General features: G+C 36.4%; 17 protein-coding genes, 1 pseudogene and 1 other annotated feature (1 of these 19 only partly in view). Of the genes and pseudogenes, 13 read left to right on the top strand and 5 right to left on the bottom strand.

All coding sequences use genetic code 11. From position 1 onward, the window contains the following. The first annotated feature begins 367 nt into the window (after positions 1-367). The 3 genes and pseudogenes from MKY00_RS20625 (at position 368) to sdaAA (ending at position 2,261) form a co-directional block, all read left to right on the top strand. Positions 368-625 (top strand): annotated as a pseudogene (locus tag MKY00_RS20625) (hypothetical protein). Positions 626-704: 79 nt separating this feature from the next. Further along, on the top strand, positions 705-1,364 hold the full coding sequence (gene sdaAB, locus MKY00_RS20620) for an L-serine ammonia-lyase, iron-sulfur-dependent subunit beta (protein WP_000877446.1): 660 nt from the start codon (positions 705-707) through the stop codon (positions 1,362-1,364). A gap of 18 nt (positions 1,365-1,382) precedes the next feature. Next, complete coding sequence (gene sdaAA / locus MKY00_RS20615) at positions 1,383-2,261, top strand: L-serine ammonia-lyase, iron-sulfur-dependent, subunit alpha (RefSeq protein ID WP_000489463.1); 879 nt, start codon at positions 1,383-1,385, stop codon at positions 2,259-2,261. 50 nt (positions 2,262-2,311) lie between these two features. On the opposite strand, the gene proI is transcribed toward sdaAA, so the two are convergent. Further along, entirely contained in the window at positions 2,312-3,151 is an 840-nt protein-coding gene (gene proI, locus MKY00_RS20610) for a pyrroline-5-carboxylate reductase ProI (protein WP_000027269.1), read from the bottom strand. 165 nt (positions 3,152-3,316) lie between these two features. Here proI and MKY00_RS20605 point away from each other — a divergent pair, with 165 nt between their 5' ends. After that, the gene (locus tag MKY00_RS20605) at positions 3,317-4,270 is read left to right on the top strand and encodes an MBL fold metallo-hydrolase (protein ID WP_000125139.1); all 954 of its coding nucleotides are present in this window, start codon (positions 3,317-3,319) and stop codon (positions 4,268-4,270) included. A 9-nt stretch (positions 4,271-4,279) separates the two neighbouring features. After that, complete coding sequence (locus MKY00_RS20600; RefSeq protein ID WP_016718448.1) at positions 4,280-5,074, top strand: SDR family oxidoreductase; 795 nt, start codon at positions 4,280-4,282, stop codon at positions 5,072-5,074. A 151-nt stretch (positions 5,075-5,225) separates the two neighbouring features. On the opposite strand, the gene MKY00_RS20595 is transcribed toward MKY00_RS20600, so the two are convergent. Beyond that, positions 5,226-5,411 (bottom strand): YqzH family protein, encoded by a 186-nt coding sequence (locus tag MKY00_RS20595; RefSeq protein ID WP_001003210.1) that lies wholly within the window; start codon positions 5,409-5,411, stop codon positions 5,226-5,228. A gap of 223 nt (positions 5,412-5,634) precedes the next feature. Between MKY00_RS20595 and argC the strand changes: the two genes are divergently transcribed. The 7 genes from argC (at position 5,635) to MKY00_RS20560 (ending at position 11,799) form a co-directional block, all read left to right on the top strand. Beyond that, entirely contained in the window at positions 5,635-6,672 is a 1,038-nt protein-coding gene (gene argC / locus MKY00_RS20590) for an N-acetyl-gamma-glutamyl-phosphate reductase (protein WP_016718447.1), read from the top strand. Positions 6,673-6,683: 11 nt separating this feature from the next. Then, positions 6,684-7,907, top strand: coding sequence for a bifunctional glutamate N-acetyltransferase/amino-acid acetyltransferase ArgJ (gene argJ, locus MKY00_RS20585; protein ID WP_016718446.1), 1,224 nt, complete (start codon positions 6,684-6,686; stop codon positions 7,905-7,907). Between the two features lie 11 nt (positions 7,908-7,918). Further along, entirely contained in the window at positions 7,919-8,686 is a 768-nt protein-coding gene (gene argB / locus MKY00_RS20580; protein WP_016718445.1) for an acetylglutamate kinase, read from the top strand. Further along, a complete protein-coding gene (gene argD / locus MKY00_RS20575) occupies positions 8,683-9,843 on the top strand; it encodes an acetylornithine transaminase (RefSeq protein ID WP_016718444.1) in 1,161 nt (386 codons plus the stop codon). The genes argB and argD overlap by 4 nt, the downstream gene beginning before the upstream one ends. 12 nt (positions 9,844-9,855) lie before the next feature. Next, positions 9,856-10,806 (top strand): ornithine carbamoyltransferase, encoded by a 951-nt coding sequence (argF, locus tag MKY00_RS20570; protein ID WP_016718443.1) that lies wholly within the window; start codon positions 9,856-9,858, stop codon positions 10,804-10,806. Positions 10,807-10,982: 176 nt separating this feature from the next. After that, the gene (locus MKY00_RS20565) at positions 10,983-11,543 is read left to right on the top strand and encodes a DUF2062 domain-containing protein (protein ID WP_011040649.1); all 561 of its coding nucleotides are present in this window, start codon (positions 10,983-10,985) and stop codon (positions 11,541-11,543) included. A 58-nt stretch (positions 11,544-11,601) separates the two neighbouring features. Continuing rightward, the gene (locus tag MKY00_RS20560) at positions 11,602-11,799 is read left to right on the top strand and encodes a hypothetical protein (RefSeq protein WP_016718441.1); all 198 of its coding nucleotides are present in this window, start codon (positions 11,602-11,604) and stop codon (positions 11,797-11,799) included. 24 nt (positions 11,800-11,823) lie between these two features. On the opposite strand, the gene MKY00_RS20555 is transcribed toward MKY00_RS20560, so the two are convergent. Both MKY00_RS20555 and MKY00_RS20550 read right to left on the bottom strand, forming a co-directional pair. Beyond that, a complete protein-coding gene (locus tag MKY00_RS20555) occupies positions 11,824-12,270 on the bottom strand; it encodes a MarR family winged helix-turn-helix transcriptional regulator (protein ID WP_000445817.1) in 447 nt (148 codons plus the stop codon). 72 nt (positions 12,271-12,342) lie between these two features. Then, complete coding sequence (locus MKY00_RS20550; protein WP_016718440.1) at positions 12,343-13,122, bottom strand: GDSL-type esterase/lipase family protein; 780 nt, start codon at positions 13,120-13,122, stop codon at positions 12,343-12,345. Positions 13,123-13,478: 356 nt separating this feature from the next. Here MKY00_RS20550 and cpdB point away from each other — a divergent pair, with 356 nt between their 5' ends. Then, positions 13,479-15,818 carry a bifunctional 2',3'-cyclic-nucleotide 2'-phosphodiesterase/3'-nucleotidase gene (gene cpdB / locus MKY00_RS20545; RefSeq protein ID WP_016718439.1) on the top strand — a complete coding sequence of 780 codons (2,340 nt, stop codon included), beginning with the start codon at positions 13,479-13,481 and terminating at the stop codon, positions 15,816-15,818. 49 nt (positions 15,819-15,867) lie between these two features. Here the strand turns inward: cpdB and nhaC are convergent, their stop codons facing one another. Further along, positions 15,868-17,241: a Na+/H+ antiporter NhaC gene (gene nhaC, locus MKY00_RS20540; RefSeq protein WP_000253747.1), complete on the bottom strand. Its 1,374-nt coding sequence runs from the start codon at positions 17,239-17,241 to the stop codon at positions 15,868-15,870. 277 nt (positions 17,242-17,518) lie between these two features. Continuing rightward, positions 17,519-17,708 (bottom strand) — a binding site (T-box leader) (it continues 31 nt past the right edge of the window).

The following is a 17,708-nucleotide window of genomic DNA, read 5'->3' as shown; positions in this document are numbered from 1 at the left end:
AAAAAATGGCGACGAGAGGTTGCCATTTTTTTTTCTAAAAAAAATAAAATAAAACTGTTATCATTTTATGCTTATATTAGATGAAACAGAAAGTTTTAATGATGTGAAAATATAGGATAAAAATACATAGTATCGATTATTTAGAAAAACTGTTATATAAGTCAGACGACATACGAATGATACAAATAGCAAAAATGGATTTTTATTCAGAACTTTTAAAATTCATTAAAAGTAAGCGTTTTATTAAAAACAAGTTATAATGAGGGCAGATTATAATTTATCCCACTTTAATGGGCAGTAAGACTCTACCTCAAAATTCGCGAATGCGAGGAATTTGAGCGAGAGATAACTGCTCGTAAAAGCACGATTGTTGTGGGCTAATAATTATTGGGAATGGACAAAACTCCCACTGATTATAGTTTCACTTGTTTATGCTATCCTTGTAAGTGGTTCTGTGTTAAACTTTGGATTGCTACCAGACTTTATTGTGGATTAGCTTATATTATTTTTAAATGAAGGTAATGCTAAGTTTCTTATTTATTATGACAACTAGTATTATTTCAGGATAGATTGTTTCATTGTTATTCAAAAACGATCCAATTCGTATAGCGGAACAAATTCGTAGTACAACTGGAAAAGCAACCGATTTGGTAGCTTAATAGAATAGTAAAAAATTTTTTCATAGAGGTTTAGGGGGAGTTATGATGAAGTATCGCTCAGTATTTGATATTATCGGTCCAGTTATGATTGGTCCATCAAGTTCACATACAGCAGGCGCAGCACGAATGGGGCAAGTTGCTCGCCAGCTGTTTCGTCATGAACCAGAAAGAGTAAGCATTTCATTATATGGATCATTTGCAAAGACGTATCGTGGGCATGGTACAGATGTAGCGCTAATAGGTGGGATATTAGGGTTTGAAACAGATGACTTACGTATTCCAGAGGCGCTAGAGATAGCAAAAGAGCGCGAAATTGAAGTGGAATTCATTGAAGAGGATGCCAATGCACCTCACCCAAATACAGCAAGAATTCGTTTGTATAAAGGTGAAGAAGAAATTGAAGTTGTTGCTTGCTCAATTGGTGGCGGTAAAATTGAAGTTGTAGAATTAAACGGATTCGATCTTCAATTATCAGGCACGAGTCCAGCACTACTTATTGTAAATAACGATCGCTTCGGTGCTATTGCAGCAGTAGCTTCAATCCTTGCGAAACACGAGATTAACATTAGTACAATGAGTGTTTCTCGTAAAGAAAAAGGAAGAAGAGCGCTTATGGTCATCGAAACAGATGAAATATTAGCAGATGAAGTGATCGAAGAAATAAAAGCGCAACAAAATATTTGTCAAGTAACTATTATGGAATAATTGCAGGGGGGACACACCATGTTTCGGAACGCAGCGGAACTAGTGGCGCAAGCTAAAGAACAAAATGTAAAAATCGCAGAAATTATGATTCAATGTGAAATGGAAACAAGAAGTATTTCACGTGAAGAAGTAATTGCTGGTATGGAAAAGAACTTAGTCGTGATGGAGCAAGCGGTAGAACGTGGTATTCGCGGAGTGAAATCACCAACTGGTTTAACTGGTGGAGATGCTGTAAAAGTTCAGGCGTATATGAAGAGTGGAAAAGGCTTATCTGGAGATACGATTTTGGACGCAGTGAGTAAAGCTGTTGCAACAAATGAAGTAAACGCAGCGATGGGAATTATTTGTGCAACACCAACAGCCGGGTCTGCTGGAACAGTGCCAGGTGTACTATTTGCACTAAGAGAAAAATTGCAGCCTACACGTGAAGAAATGATTGAATTCTTATTTACAGCGGGAGCTTTCGGTATGGTTGTTGCGAATAACGCTTGTATTTCTGGTGCAGCGGGAGGATGCCAAGCTGAAGTTGGTTCAGCAAGTGGAATGGCAGCTGCAGCTGCAGTTGAAATGGCTGGTGGAACACAAGAGCAAGCAGCTACAGCGATGGCAATTTCATTAAAGAACATGCTTGGTTTAGTATGCGATCCTGTTGCAGGACTTGTAGAAGTACCTTGCGTAAAACGTAATGCAGCAGGAGCTGCAAATGCGATGATTTCAGCTGATTTAGCATTAGCTGGTGTAACGAGTACTATTCCATGTGATGAAGTAATTGAGGCGATGTTTAGAATCGGACAAACGATGCCAGTAGCACTTCGTGAAACAGCTGAAGGTGGACTTGCAGCAACGCCGACTGGTCGCCGTCTGCAAGAAGAGATTTTTGGGAAGACGAATAACTAAAAATATATGTTTATAAAAAATGGAGCTCAAGTAAGATTGAGCTCCATTTTTTATTTTTCTTTTGTTAATTGTTCTAACGTTTTCCCAAGATTATGTGATCGTTGCGCTGCCTGTGTAATACAAGAAATAAGCGCTTGTTGAAATTGGTGTTCTTGTAATACTTCAATGCCCGCTTCGGTCGTTCCACCAGGAGAGGTAATTTCCTTTCGCAAAATAGACGGGTGTTTTTCACTTGCTTTTAGCATTTCAGCAGCACCAATCATCGTTTGGAGAATAAGTGACTTTGCAACATCTTCTTTTAAACCGATTTTTTTTGCAGCTTCTTCCATCGCTTCTACTACGTAATAAATATAAGCAGGCCCGCTTCCGGATAATGCAGTGACAGCATGCATATCTTCTTCCTCTACAACAGAGACGAGACCGATCGTTTCAAATAAAGCTATGGCAGTTTGAATATGTTCCTTTGTTGCATGTTTTGAAGGTGAGATAGCAGTAGCTGATTTTAAAATAGCTGCAGATGTATTTGGCATGGCACGAATAATCGGAACGTCTTTTTGAAGTAGATTTCTAATTGAATGAGTAGAAACACCTGCTAATAACGAAATAATAAGCAGGTTATTATGTATGTCTTCTTGAAAAGGGGTAAGCGCTTCTGCAACATCTTTTGGCTTCATTGCTAGAAAAAGAATATTTGTATTAGTAAGTAGTTCTTTTTTATTATGTGTACCTTTGACACCGTATTTGTTATGTAGCTCCTGTAACCTTGTCTCATTAGAACGATTACTTACAGTAATTTGTTCGCCTTTCACAACATTTGCATGTAACAAGCCACCAATAATCGCTTCAGCAATAGAGCCTGCACCGAGAAAGGAAATGTTTTGAATAGACATGATGTTCCTCCTTTAATTTTGGTTAGAAATTCTTATAAATGTACATACATTCGTTTTTTTCTAGGAAACACCTCTTTTTATCTGAAAATAATGACAAATATATAAGGAAGTTGTAAACTGAAGAAGTATTCATTTTTGAACCGGAAAGAGACAGGGGGGCTAGGCATGACGGCGATTCACCGAATGGAGATTCCTGTGCCATTTGCAGTTGAAACTGTGAATGTGTTTTTAGTTGAGGGGGAGACATTAACATTAATTGATACAGGGACGAATACAGAAGAGGCAAGAAATGCGTTAGAAAGTCAGTTAGGTACATTAGGATATACGATAGAAGATATTAAAACAGTAGTTATTACGCATCATCATGCGGATCATTGTGGGCTTTTAAATATATTTTCTGAGAAGACGAACATTATTGGACACCCTTGGAATGAGCCGTGGATCACGCAAAATCCAGAATTTTTAAAGCGATATCATGAGTTTTTTAGAGAGACGGCTTTACAATTTGGTGTTCCAGCAGCATTTTTGAAAGACGAGGCGTTATTGACGACAAGGACACTGAAATATTCTTGTAATAGATCGCTAACGCATACTGTGAGAGAGGGAGATCGTATTGATTCAATGCCTGGTTTTACAGTAATTGAAACACCAGGTCATGCTTCCACTCATATTTCATTATATAGAGAATCTGATGGAATACTAATTGGAGGGGATGCTCTCATTAGTCATATTTCTTCGAATCCAATATTAGAACCACCATATGAAGGACAAACAGAAAGGGCGCGCCCGTTATTACAATATAATCAAACGTTAAAGCGTTTAAGTGAAATGAATATTTCACGCATTTTATCAGGACATGGAGAAGATGTTCTAAATGTGAAACAACTTATTGAAACGAGATTACAAAAGCAAGAAACACGTGCATTTAAAGTGCTTGAGTTATTAAAGGAAAAACCAATGACAGCATTTGAAGTATGTGTAAAACTATTTCCGGTATTGTATAAGGAACAATTGCCACTTACTATTTCAGAAACGGTTGGACAATTAGACTTTTTAGCATATAATCAACAAGTGATGATTGATGAATCTTCGCAACAATTGATTTATTATGCAAAGTAGGTGACAGCAATGACGGGACGTTTACAAAATAAAGTAATCGTCATTACAGGTGCTTCTAGTGGAATTGGAGAGCAAGTTGCAATGCAAGTTGCAGAGCAGGGGGCGACTCCAGTATTAATGGCTAGAACAGAAGAGAAATTAAAAGCGTTAGTAGACAAAATTAAAGAAACTTATAATACGCCTTGCTATTATTATGTATTAGATGTAAGTGAAGAGACGGAAGTACAATCTGTTTTTTCAAAAGTATTACAAGAGGTAGGACGTATTGATATATTAGTAAACAATGCAGGATTTGGTATTTTTAAAACGTTTGAAGATGCATCAATGGATGAAGTGAAAGATATGTTCCAAGTAAATGTATTTGGATTAGTAGCTTGTACGAAAGCGGTACTACCTTATATGGTGAAAAGAAACGAAGGACATATTATTAATGTTGCTTCACTTGCTGGGAAAATTGCAACTCCGAAATCGAGTGCGTATGCAGCGACGAAACATGCAGTACTAGGCTTTACGAATAGTTTACGCATGGAGTTATCTAGTACAAATATTTTCGTAACAGCGATTAATCCAGGTCCGATAGATACAAACTTTTTTGAAATAGCTGATCAATCCGGTACATATGTGAAAAATATGGGACGATACATGTTAAAACCAACATATGTAGCAGAGAAAATTGTAAAAGCGATGCAAACGAAAAAGCGTGAAGTAAACTTACCGAAATGGATGGGCATTGGTCCAAAACTTTATGCTTTATTCCCAGGTTTATTTGAGCGCGTAGCAGGCAAATCATTAAGTAAAAAATAGGAGATTTCCATATGGGAATCTCCTATTTTTTTTATCCCGCTTTAATGGGCAGTAAGACCCCCACCTCAAAATGCAGCGAAAGCAAAGAAGTTAGGTGGGGGGCGGGCTGCCCATAAAAGTCCGATTGGTGAGGGCTGATTAAAGTTTCACTTTATTTTCCAGTCACATAATCGTAAACGATATCCTCAACCGCCTCGTATACATCAATTTCAGTATTTGAATGAATGATCGTTTGAATATGTTTAATAAGCATTTCCTGATCCTCATTTGACATAGGATTACATTGATATTGCTGAAAACTTTTTATAATCATTTTCTCAATTAATTTTTCATTCATGTTTTCCCCGCCTGTATGTACGTATGTATTGTTTTATTGTACTTGAAGTGAAATAAAAAAACTACTATGCAATATTTTTGTATAAAAATTATGTTGTGTATATTGTTTTTCTAGTAAAATTAAGTTTTTTAAGTTTATGAAATTTATAAATATTTAATTGACTCTATAAATATACAATATTATAATCATACTTAATTTAAAGAATCGATATGAGGAGGAGCATATGAAAGTCGCGATTATTGGAGCAACTGGGTATGGAGGTATTGAGTTAATTCGGTTATTAGAACAACATCCATATTTTTCGATAGCATCTCTCCATTCTTTTTCACAAGTTGGCGAGTGTATAACAAATGTATATCCGCATTTTCAAAATGTTCTTGTTCATACGTTACAAGAAATTGATGCGGAGGAAATAGTGAAAGAAGCAGAAATTGTATTTTTGGCAACCCCGGCAGGAGTATCAGCAGAGTTAACTCCAAAATTATTAGCAGTAGGTTTAAAAGTAATTGACCTATCTGGAGACTTTCGTATGAAAGATCCTTTCATATATGAACAGTGGTATAAAAGGACAGCTGCAAAAGAAGAAATTCTTAGTAAAGCTGTATATGGCCTAAGTGAATGGAAAAGGTCCGAGGTTCAAAATGCAAATTTAATTGCAAATCCGGGATGTTTTGCTACAGCTGCATTATTAGCGACATTGCCATTAGTTCGTAGCGGCATAATTGAAGAAGATTCCATTATTATTGATGCGAAATCAGGAGTATCTGGAGCAGGAAAAACGCCAACAACGATGACTCACTTTCCTGAGTTATACGATAACTTGCGTATTTATAAAGTAAATGAGCATCAACACGTTCCTGAGATTGAGCAAATGCTTGCGGAGTGGAATAGGGAAACGAAGCCAATCACGTTTAGTACACATTTAATACCGATATCACGTGGAATTATGGTTACACTTTATGCGAAAGTAAAGCGAGAAATGGAAATAGAACAACTTCAAAAATTATATGAAGAAACGTATGAACAATCGGCTTTTGTTCGAATTCGTACGCAAGGAGAGTTTCCAAGTCCGAAAGAAGTGAGGGGCTCAAATTATTGTGATATGGGGATAGCTTACGATGAAAGAACAGGAAGAGTGACAGTCGTTTCTGTTATAGACAATATGATGAAAGGTGCGGCTGGGCAAGCAATTCAAAATGCAAACATAATAGCGGGACTAGAAGAAACAACAGGTTTACAACATATGCCGCTTTATCTATAAGGGGGGACATGATGATTAAAGTAGCGTCTATTACAAAAGTAGAAAATGGTTCGATTGTAACTCCAAAAGGTTTCTCGGCCATTGGCACTGCAATTGGTTTGAAAAAAGAGAAAAAGGATTTAGGGGCAATCGTTTGTGATACACCAGCATCATGTGCTGCTGTTTATACAACAAATCAAATACAAGCAGCTCCCTTGCAAGTAACGAAGGATAGTATAGCGACTGAGGGGAAATTACAAGCTATTATCGTTAATAGTGGAAATGCAAATGCTTGTACAGGAATGAAAGGATTACAAGATGCTTACGAGATGCGTACATTAGGAGCAGAACATTTTGGATTGAAAGAAAATTATGTTGCAGTAGCTTCAACAGGTGTAATTGGTGTTCCGCTGCCGATGGATATAATCCGAAATGGGATTGCTACTCTTATCCCAGCGAAGGAAGAAAGGGAAGCTCATTCTTTTTCTGAAGCGATCTTAACGACGGATCTTATAACGAAAGAAACTTGCTATGAAATGGTGATTGATGGGAAGAAGGTGGTGATTGCTGGTGTTGCGAAAGGTTCAGGGATGATTCATCCAAATATGGCAACGATGCTAAGTTTTATTACGACAGACGCTCATATAGAGCATGACGTATTACAAACAGCATTATCACAAATCACGAATCATACATTCAATCAAATTACGGTAGATGGAGATACTTCTACGAATGATATGGTCATCGTTATGGCAAGTGGATTATCAGAAACGAAACCAATCAATATGGAACATGCAGATTGGGAAACTTTCATATTTGCTTTACAGAAGGTATGTGAAGATTTAGCGAAAAAAATCGCACAAGATGGTGAAGGCGCTACGAAGTTAATAGAAGTAAATGTGTTAGGAGCTCGAACGAATGAAGAGGCAAAGAAAATTGCAAAGCAAATAGTCGGTTCGAGTCTTGTGAAAACAGCAATACATGGTGAAGATCCAAACTGGGGGCGAATTATTAGTACCATTGGACAAAGTGAAGTCGCGATTAACCCAAATACAATTGATATTACTCTTCAATCTATTGCGGTGCTGAAAAATAGTGAACCTCAAATGTTTTCTGAAGAGGAAATGAAAATGAGGTTACAAGAACATGAAATTATGATTGATGTGTATTTACATTTAGGAGAAGGGACCGGATCAGCTTGGGGCTGTGACTTAAGCTATGAATATGTGAAAATAAACGCTTGTTATCGTACATAAGGAGAGGGAAGATGAGCGATTATATTGTAGTGAAATGCGGCGGTAGTATGTTGGATCAATTACATGATGTGTTTTTTGATTGTATAAAGAAATTACAACAGAAGTATAAAGTAGTGATTGTCCATGGCGGTGGCCCAGAAATTGATGCCAAATTAAAAGATTGTAACATCAACGTAGAAAAAAAAGATGGATTACGGGTAACACCAAAAGAAGTTATGGATATTGTTCAAATGGTGCTATGCGGAAGTACGAATAAAAAACTTGTAATGAATTTACAAAAGCATAATTTACGTGCGGTAGGTTGCTCAGGGTGTGATGGCAAGTTACTTCAAGTTCAACCTTTCAGTGAGGAGATAGGATATGTGGGAGAAGTAAGGTATGTCGAAACGGCCTTACTAAAAGGATTAATAAATATGAATTATATTCCTGTTATTGCTCCGGTCGGCATAAATGATAATGAGATTTATAACATAAATGCAGATACCGCCGCAGCTGGAATTGCGGCTGCATTATCTGCAAAAGAGCTCATTTTTATTACAGATGTAGATGGGGTATTACATGAAGGAAAGTTACTAAAGAAAACGGATGAATTTGAAATTGTGAATTTAATAGAAAATGGTGTTATTACCGGTGGGATGATTCCGAAAGTACAGGCAGCACTAGCATCATTAAAAATGGGAGTGCAAAAGGTTAGTATCGTAAATGGGACGAAGGATTTTACCGAGGTTACAGGTGAGTGTATCGGAACGACGGTAACGAGGGGTGTGAGTATTGTATGACAAGTCATCTTTTTCAAACGTATGGAAGAAGAAGGATTGAGTTTGTAAAGGGAAAGGGAACGAAAGTTATTGATCATAACGGTAAGCAATATTTAGATTTCACATCAGGAATCGGTGTATGTAATTTAGGACATTGTCATCCTACTGTTATGAAAGCTGTACAAGAGCAACTGCATGAAATATGGCATATATCTAACCTGTTTACAAACAGCTTACAAGAAGAAGTCGCGTCATTATTAACAGAAAACATAGCATTAGATTATGTGTTCTTCTGTAATAGCGGGGCAGAGGCGAATGAAGCAGCTTTGAAGTTAGCCCGTAAGCATACTGGAAAATCTCTCGTCGTAACGTGTGAGCAGTCTTTTCACGGTAGAACATTTGGAACGATGAGTGCGACGGGGCAAAATAAAGTGAAAGAAGGATTTGGTCCGCTCCTTCCCTCTTTTTTACATACGCCTTTTAACGATATAAAGGCATTAGAGGAAGTAATGAATGAAGAAGTTGCGGCAGTAATGATAGAAGTTGTTCAAGGAGAGGGAGGAGTCATACTTGCTGATCTATCTTTTTTGAAAGCGATTGAAGCATTATGTAAGAAGTTCGGGTCCTTATTTATTATAGACGAAGTCCAAACAGGGATCGGAAGAACAGGGACATTATTTGCTTACGAACAAATGGGAATAAAACCTGATATCGTTACCGTCGCAAAGGCACTTGGAAACGGGATTCCTGTCGGAGCAATGATTGGTAGGAAAGAACTTGGAACATCGTTTCCTGCAGGATCACATGGTTCAACGTTTGGCGGGAATTATGTTGCAATGGCTGCAGCGAAAGAAGTATTGCAAGTAAGTAAAAGACCATCGTTTTTAAAAGAAGTAAAGGAAAAGGGCGAGTACGTATTACAGAAGTTGCAAGAGGAATTACGACATGTCGAATGTATTCAAAATATACGTGGTAAGGGGCTTATGGTTGGAATTGAATGTACGCATGAAGTTGCAAGTTTTATAGAACAACTAGAAAAAGAAGGGCTTCTCGTATTACAAGCAGGGCCTACTGTTATAAGACTATTACCACCACTTATTGTGACGAATGAAGAATTAGAACAGGCAGTATATATGATAAAAAAAGTAGTTTGTACAAAAAACGTATCAATTATATAAGGGGGAAGTTTCATGTCAACTGTACAAGTACCGAAATTAAATACGAAAGACCTTTTAACACTAGAAGAATTAACGAAAGAAGAAATTATTTCTTTAATTGAGTTCGCAATATATTTAAAAAAGAATAAGCAAGAGCCTTTACTGCAAGGCAAAATATTAGGGCTTATCTTTGATAAACATTCAACTCGTACTCGCGTATCTTTTGAAGCAGGAATGGTACAGCTCGGGGGACACGGTATGTTTTTAAGTGGAAAAGAGATGCAAATTGGAAGAGGGGAGAGCGTTTCAGATACTGCGAAAGTATTATCGCAGTATATTGACGGGATCATGATACGTACATTCTCACATGCTGATGTAGAAGAGCTTGCGAAAGAATCGAGCATACCAGTAATTAACGGTTTAACGGACGATCATCATCCTTGTCAAGCATTGGCAGACTTAATGACAATATACGAAGAAAAAAATACATTTAAAGGAATAAAATTGGCTTACGTCGGTGACGGAAATAATGTATGTCATTCATTGTTGTTAGCGAGTGCAAAAGTCGGAATGCATATGACTGTTGCAACACCTGTAGGGTATGAACCGAATGAGGAAATCGTAAAAAAAGCATTAGCGATTGCTGAAGAAACAGGAGCGGAAATTGAAATTTTGCATAATCCTGAATTAGCGGTGAGTGAAGCAGATTTCATTTATACTGACGTTTGGATGAGCATGGGGCAAGAGGGAGAAGAAGAGAAATATACTTTATTTCAACCATACCAAATTAATAAAGAACTTGTTAAGCATGCGAAGCAAACGTATCGTTTCTTACACTGTTTACCTGCCCATCGTGAAGAAGAAGTAACAGGCGAAATTATAGATGGACCAAAATCTATCGTATTTGAGCAAGCCGGTAATCGATTGCATGCGCAAAAAGCATTATTAGTAAGTTTATTTAAAAATGTAGAAGAGCTTTCCTAAAGGATGTACACCTTCAGTTGTTAGATATAAATAACTGGAGGTGTGCTTTTTTATATTGAAATGTCGTATGTATATTTGGTTAACCATCTTTATATCATTTATAATAAAAAGAGTAAACTAAATTTGTTTTTCATATCATGTAAGGACATACTAGATAAAAAAATATAGTTAAAGAGATGATGAATTTGAAAACAACTAAGAAAACATATTCGTTTTTTCAGCGGATGTGGAGAATATTAAAGTTTCAATATTATAAGTTGCTTCGATCACCAGAAGGAGCGAAGAAAGTATCGTTAGGTTTTGCGATTGGTTTTGGTTTAGAGATGTTGGTTATATATACAGCATCGCTCGTCTATTTAATATTTTATCCAATCGTCAGGTTAGCAAAGGGATCTTTTCCTGCTGCGGTGATTGGCAATATTATCGGGAAAATATCATTTTTACCGGTATTTTTATTTCCATTTGCTTATGCGTTAGGAAAAATGATTTATCCATTTCATGTGAAAAAAATACATCATGAACCCTTTACAATATCTGACTTGTTTTCGAGTCATATTTTTACGATATTAAAGGGGTTATTACAAAGTGAAGTGTATGTATTAATTGGAATGACGATTTTAGGAGTTGTGTTTGGGGTAATTTCATATTTTGTTGTGCATTATTTGTATGAAAAGAACCGTAAGTTACGTTTGAAGAATAGAAAGAAAAAAGTGAGAGAACCACTTGTACAAATATAAAGAATGGCACATTCATTTTCTCCTTTGAATATGTTTAAGAAAAAGGGGGAGAGAATGAATGTATTATTACTATGTACCTCAAGTATACCCATATACAAATTATTATCCAGTAAATGATATGAGGCAGCAAGTTGGAGTGTATCAACAGCAACAATTTCAGCAAATAGCACAACAACAGCCTACGCAAGAACATAAACCGTATTTAACGACATGGCCATATTCAAATGTATATTATGGTAATTATTACGAATCATAAAGCTGCTTCTATTTAGAAGCAGCTTTATGCGTTTGTTTTCAAAATTAAATTTTGAATGGTTTGAAGAGAGTGAATGAGTTTTTCACGTTCTTCCTCAGATAACGTTTGGAAATTTTCTTTTAATTTGTCTAAAATGAATTGTTGATACTGATTTACTAACAATTTCCCTTCAGCTGTCAGGGAAATTAAAATGACCCGTCGATCTTTTTCGCTATAATGACGCTCTATTAGTTCTTCTTGGATCAGTTTGTTTAATAGAGGTGTCATGTTAGGCCGTGAAATCGCTAGCCGCTTGCCGATTTCGGAAACTGCTAATGTGCCATTTTCATGCAGAAGCAGTAATACTTGTGTATGTGATGGCGGCATATGTCTTTGAGAAGAAAATTCTCCAGGAAGCATAAATTTGCGATAAAAAAGAGGCACTAGCGAAAGAAGATGATCAACAATACGTTCCCACTCGCGTGATTCCATATAAAGGCCCCCTTCCACTCTCATTGTAACAAAAAAGACATGTTATAAAAATAGAATTGTTTCATATGAATTTTAATATTTGTAGACCAACACTTTTTTTGTAAAGGAATCGGCAATAATCGAATAGCCTTTATCGTTAGGGTGTACTTGGTCAAAGAGTAATTCTTTCTTATCATTTGATATTAATTTGCGAATTGGTAAAACGATAGATGGTTGATTTGCTTTTGCAATGGAATAAACAGATTCATTCCAGCCATCTAAAAACATATCTGCATAACTTGCGATGGAGTCATCGAGTTGTAACGGGTTATAGAGTTCAGAAAGAATGAGTAAAGCATCCGGATTTTGATCTCGGACTGTCTTTACAATATTTTTTACATCCGCTTCAAAATGAGCTTTTTCTTTATTTAACATTTTAATACCGTCTATAACACCGACATCACGATTTAAGCGAAACAAATTATTTCCCCCAATATTAATTGTAATAATATTGGCTGCTCTAATTTTTTGCTTTACATCTTCTGATTCAACCTTTTTAGCGAGACGATCTGTTGTAAGACCGTTTATCCCAAGGTTTTCTACAGTAATTGGTTTATGAATTTGTGCTTCTATTTGTTTAGAGGCTAATTCAGCAAATCCACCTTGTGTCGATCCATATCCTTTGGCGAGCGAATCACCTAGTACGAGATGATAGAAGGAATCGTTTGTTTGCTTATCAATCCAACTTGGAGTAGATGTTTTTTCTGTTTTTTCTTCGGGTTCATTTTGTTTTGTCTCATCGTTCTTTTCAAAATAAGAATAAGAAATGATTAGAAGGAGGAGACAAACAATTGTTAAGATGACTTTTTTCATAAATTCATCCTCCTTGTAATTGGTAATTGTATCATATTCAGCAGTATTAACAATGTAAGGGCATATTATATGTTTATGAAAAGTTTACAATAACTTTACAGAAAATTTGTAGAAGTATGTCAAAAAATATTGACGATATGAAAGTACATTATATATGATAATGTCAGATAAGGTGAAATTTTAATTAGTAGGGCTTTATTTCCCGATGAGTAAAATCTCACCAATCGAGCGTTTAAGAGGACTACTCATTAACGCAGGATGAAATGAAAATCTTATCTCCAATAGAAGAAAAAAGGTATGTAATTAGAGATGGATTCATTTCATTATTTTTGGTAATTGTATAAGGGGGATTTTTTGTGAAAAAGTCAAAAAAAATGCTAGCTGGAGCAACTCTTGCTATTGGTGTTATAGCGCCGCAAGTATTGCCAGCAGCAGCTCATGCGGATGAGCAAACTGGGGAGAGTACGGTTAACTTACGAATTCTAGAAACATCAGATATTCACGTTAACTTAATGAATTACGATTATTATCAAACGAAAACCGATAATAAAGTAGGTCTCGTGCAAACTGCAACACTTGTGAATAAAGCACGTGAAGAAGCGAAAAACTCTGTCCTGTTTGATGATGGGGATGCATTACAAGGGACACCGCTTGGAGATTATGTAGCGAATAAAATAAATGATCCGAAGAAGCCTGTGGATCCTAGTTATACGCACCCATTATATCGTTTAATGAATTTAATGAAGTATGACGTCATCTCTCTTGGGAATCATGAATTTAACTACGGTTTAGATTATTTAAACAAAGTAATTAGTAAAACAGAATTCCCGGTTATTAACTCGAACGTCTATAAAGATGATAAAGATAATAATGAAGAGAATGATCAAAACTACTTTAAACCATATCATGTTTTTGAAAAAGAAGTAGAAGATGAATCAGGTCAAAAACAAAAAGTGAAAATTGGCGTAATGGGATTTGTTCCACCTCAAGTTATGAACTGGGATAAAGCAAATCTAGAAGGAAAAGTGAAAGCAAAAGATATAGTTGAAACAGCGAAAAAAATGGTGCCAAAAATGAAGGCAGAAGGTGCCGATGTTATCGTTGCACTAGCGCATTCAGGTGTTGATAAGAGTGGATACAACGTTGGCATGGAAAACGCATCGTATTATTTAACAGAAGTTTCTGGTGTAGATGCAGTATTAATGGGACATTCACATACGGAAGTGAAGGACGTATTTAATGGTGTTCCAGTTGTAATGCCTGGTGTCTTTGGAAGTAACTTAGGTATTATTGATATGCAATTGAAAAAAGTAAATGGAAAATGGGAAGTACAAAAAGAGCAATCGAAGCCGCAACTTCGTCCGATTGCTGATAGTAAAGGAAACCCACTCGTACAATCTGATCAAAATTTAGTTAATGAAATTAAAGATGATCATCAAGCGACAATTGATTATGTGAATACTGCTGTAGGAAAAACGACAGCGCCAATTAATAGTTATTTCTCATTAGTACAGGATGATCCTTCTGTACAACTTGTGACAAATGCACAAAAATGGTATGTAGAAGAGGAATTTAAAAAACCAGAGTACGAAAAATATAAAGGAATTCCAGTTTTATCTGCGGGTGCACCATTTAAAGCAGGTGGCCGAAACGGTGCTACATATTATACGGACATTCCAGCTGGAACGTTAGCGATTAAAAACGTGGCAGATTTATATGTATATCCAAATACGTTATATGCTGTAAAAGTAAATGGGGCACAAGTGAAAGAATGGCTTGAAATGTCTGCAGGTCAGTTTAATCAAATTGATCCAAAGAAAACAGAAGAACAGCCGTTAGTAAATATAGGTTATCCTACATATAACTTCGATATTTTAGATGGCTTAAAATACGAAATTGATGTAACACAACCGGCGAAATACGATAAAGATGGAAAAGTTGTAAATGCAAATACGAATCGTATTGTAAATATGACATATGAAGGGAAGCCAGTAGCTGACAATCAAGAATTCATCGTCGCTACAAATAACTATCGCGGAAGCAGCCAAACGTTCCCGGGTGTAAGCAAAGGGGAGGTTGTATACCAATCACAAGATGAAACGCGTCAAATCATTGTGAAGTATATGCAAGAAACGCCAGTTATTGATCCAGCAGCAGATAAAAATTGGACGTTTAAACCGATTGTTGCCGATAAATTACATACAACATTCGATTCTTCACCAAATGCACAAAAGTATATAAAGAAAGATGGAAAAATATCATATGTTGGACCATCTGAAAATGAATTTGCTAAATATGCAATTGATATAACGAAGAAGAACGATGATGATAAAGAAACTGGTGGAGAGAATCCAACAACACCGCCAACAGGTGAAGGAAATAATGGAGAAAATCCAACGACACCACCAACAAGTGAAGGAAATAATGGAGAAAATCCAACAACACCACCAACAGGTGAAGGAAATAATGGAGAAAATCCAACGACACCACCAACAGATGAAGGTAATAATACAGGATCTGGACAAACTACAACGGATAATCAAAACGCAAAAGAAACAACAACTGTAAGTGAAAAGAAAGAAGAACGTGATTTACCGAAAACAGGTACAAGTGTTGTTTCTACAATTGGAGCAGGTTTGGCGTTTGTTGGAGCAGGATTCCTTCTGTTATTTAGAAGAAAGAAAGCAAATAGATAGTGGAGAAATATAAAAAGGATTACCGATTCAGGTAATCCTTTTTAATATATTATGAAAGTGTTACAGCTTTTTCCTTCTTCCATGAAAGGCCAAATCCAGTAAAGCCGACGATGATTGTTACAACTGGACAAGCTAAGCAGAAGATTGCGAATGGAACGTAATCAAAAGTTGGAACGCCAAGGACGTTCGATAAGAACACGCCACTTACTCCCCATGGTACGAGCGGGTTAATAACTGTACCTGCATCTTCTAATACACGTGATAAATTACGACGTTCTAAACCGACTTCATCATATTTATTAGCGAATGCTTGTCCTGTTAAAACGATAGATAAGTACTGCTCACCAAGTAAGAAGTTCACACCGATTGCAGTTGAAGCAGTAGAAATAATTAAGCGTGTGCTAGTTTTTACGAAGCTAGAGATGATATTCATTAGCTGCGTAATAATACCCATTCCTTGTAATAATCCTCCCATACAAAGAGCTAGGAAAATAAGAGCGATTGACATCATCATACTTTGCAGGCCACCGCGAGATAATAAGCTATCAATATCTTTCATACCAGTTTTAGAAACGTAACCGTCTTGCATAATTTTCATTAAATCAGTTAAAGAAGTACTAGGTTTAAATATAAAGAGGATAATGATCCCTACTATAATTCCAGCAAGTAATGTTGGAACTGCTGGAACTTTTTTAAATGCGAATAGGAACAGTAATAAAATTGGAATAAGTGTAAAGATAGAAATCGTTGCATTTTTCTCTAATGCGCTAATGAAGTTTGTGAAGTCAACGTCTCCACTAGTACCGCTTCCTAAAATGAAAAATGCGATAAAAGCAATAATGAAAGCTGGAACTGTTGTCCAAAGCATGTTACGAATATGCTCAAATAAATCTACACCCGTTACAGCTGGCGCTAGGTTTGTTGTATCAGATAAAGGAGACATTTTATCCCCAAAGAATGCACCAGAAATAATTGCACCAGCGATTAGAGCAGGATCGTATCCGAGAGCGCTACCCATGCCCATAAAGGCAAGTCCTACAGTTGCGGCAGTTGTAAAGGCACTACCGATACTTGTTCCAACAATTGCACAAACAACAAAAACAGTTGGAATGAAAATTTTTGGAGATACAAGCTGGAAGCCGTATACCATTAAAGTTGGAATTGTTCCAGCAGCGATCCAAACACTAATTAATACGCCTACAAGTAAGAATATAAAAATAGATGGAATACCAGCTGAAATACTACTTATCATTCCTTTTTCCATCGTAGACCAATCAATTTTTTTCATAAATCCAAATGCTAATAAAAGAACGATACCAAATAAAATTGGGATGTGTGGTGAAACTTCTAATTTGATAACACTAAAGCCAATGCAGAAAAAGATAAATACTGTTAAAAGAACAGATTCAATTTTTGAAACCATTGTTTTCCCCTCCTAAGTAATCTAAAATAGCTCTTTTTTATATAAAATTCGCCAATATTGTTTATTTCCTTCTAAATTTTAGAATTTTGTGACAAATTACCGGTAATTGTTGTTTCTTTAATATGATACGGAAATGATTGGATAAAAAAACGTCCCTGCATATAATTATGCAGGGACGAAGAAATCGCGGTACCACCCTAGCTTGTGAAATGAATGTATCACAAAATAAAGGGTCGTATGATATGCGCTAATAAAATAAAAACGCCCCTGCAACATATGCAGGGACGAAAAATTCGCGGTACCACCCTAAATTGTGAAACAGTGTCGTTTCACCACTCTTTAGATATAACGGTCTATAACCGTCTTTCACTACTCCTTACGTTTCGCAAAAGAAGCTCCAGGGGGTAATTCATAATTCGCTCTGTACTGGTTCGCACCGACCACCAGCTCTCTGAAAGCAGAAATCG

Source organism: Bacillus sp. FSL R9-9834 (genome assembly GCF_038006905.1).
GTDB lineage: Bacteria > Bacillota > Bacilli > Bacillales > Bacillaceae_G > Bacillus_A > Bacillus_A pacificus.
This window is presented reverse-complemented; position numbering and strand designations above follow the sequence as displayed.

Coding starts and splice junctions, on each gene's coding strand:
- sdaAB (WP_000877446.1), top strand. CDS start 705: ATGAAGTATCGCTCAGTATTTGATATTATCGGTCCAGTTATGATTGGT.
- sdaAA (WP_000489463.1), top strand. CDS start 1,383: ATGTTTCGGAACGCAGCGGAACTAGTGGCGCAAGCTAAAGAACAAAAT.
- proI (WP_000027269.1), bottom strand. CDS start 3,151: ATGTCTATTCAAAACATTTCCTTTCTCGGTGCAGGCTCTATTGCTGAA.
- MKY00_RS20605 (WP_000125139.1), top strand. CDS start 3,317: ATGACGGCGATTCACCGAATGGAGATTCCTGTGCCATTTGCAGTTGAA.
- MKY00_RS20600 (WP_016718448.1), top strand. CDS start 4,280: ATGACGGGACGTTTACAAAATAAAGTAATCGTCATTACAGGTGCTTCT.
- MKY00_RS20595 (WP_001003210.1), bottom strand. CDS start 5,411: ATGAATGAAAAATTAATTGAGAAAATGATTATAAAAAGTTTTCAGCAA.
- argC (WP_016718447.1), top strand. CDS start 5,635: ATGAAAGTCGCGATTATTGGAGCAACTGGGTATGGAGGTATTGAGTTA.
- argJ (WP_016718446.1), top strand. CDS start 6,684: ATGATTAAAGTAGCGTCTATTACAAAAGTAGAAAATGGTTCGATTGTA.
- argB (WP_016718445.1), top strand. CDS start 7,919: ATGAGCGATTATATTGTAGTGAAATGCGGCGGTAGTATGTTGGATCAA.
- argD (WP_016718444.1), top strand. CDS start 8,683: ATGACAAGTCATCTTTTTCAAACGTATGGAAGAAGAAGGATTGAGTTT.
- argF (WP_016718443.1), top strand. CDS start 9,856: ATGTCAACTGTACAAGTACCGAAATTAAATACGAAAGACCTTTTAACA.
- MKY00_RS20565 (WP_011040649.1), top strand. CDS start 10,983: ATGATGAATTTGAAAACAACTAAGAAAACATATTCGTTTTTTCAGCGG.
- MKY00_RS20560 (WP_016718441.1), top strand. CDS start 11,602: ATGTATTATTACTATGTACCTCAAGTATACCCATATACAAATTATTAT.
- MKY00_RS20555 (WP_000445817.1), bottom strand. CDS start 12,270: ATGGAATCACGCGAGTGGGAACGTATTGTTGATCATCTTCTTTCGCTA.
- MKY00_RS20550 (WP_016718440.1), bottom strand. CDS start 13,122: ATGAAAAAAGTCATCTTAACAATTGTTTGTCTCCTCCTTCTAATCATT.
- nhaC (WP_000253747.1), bottom strand. CDS start 17,241: ATGGTTTCAAAAATTGAATCTGTTCTTTTAACAGTATTTATCTTTTTC.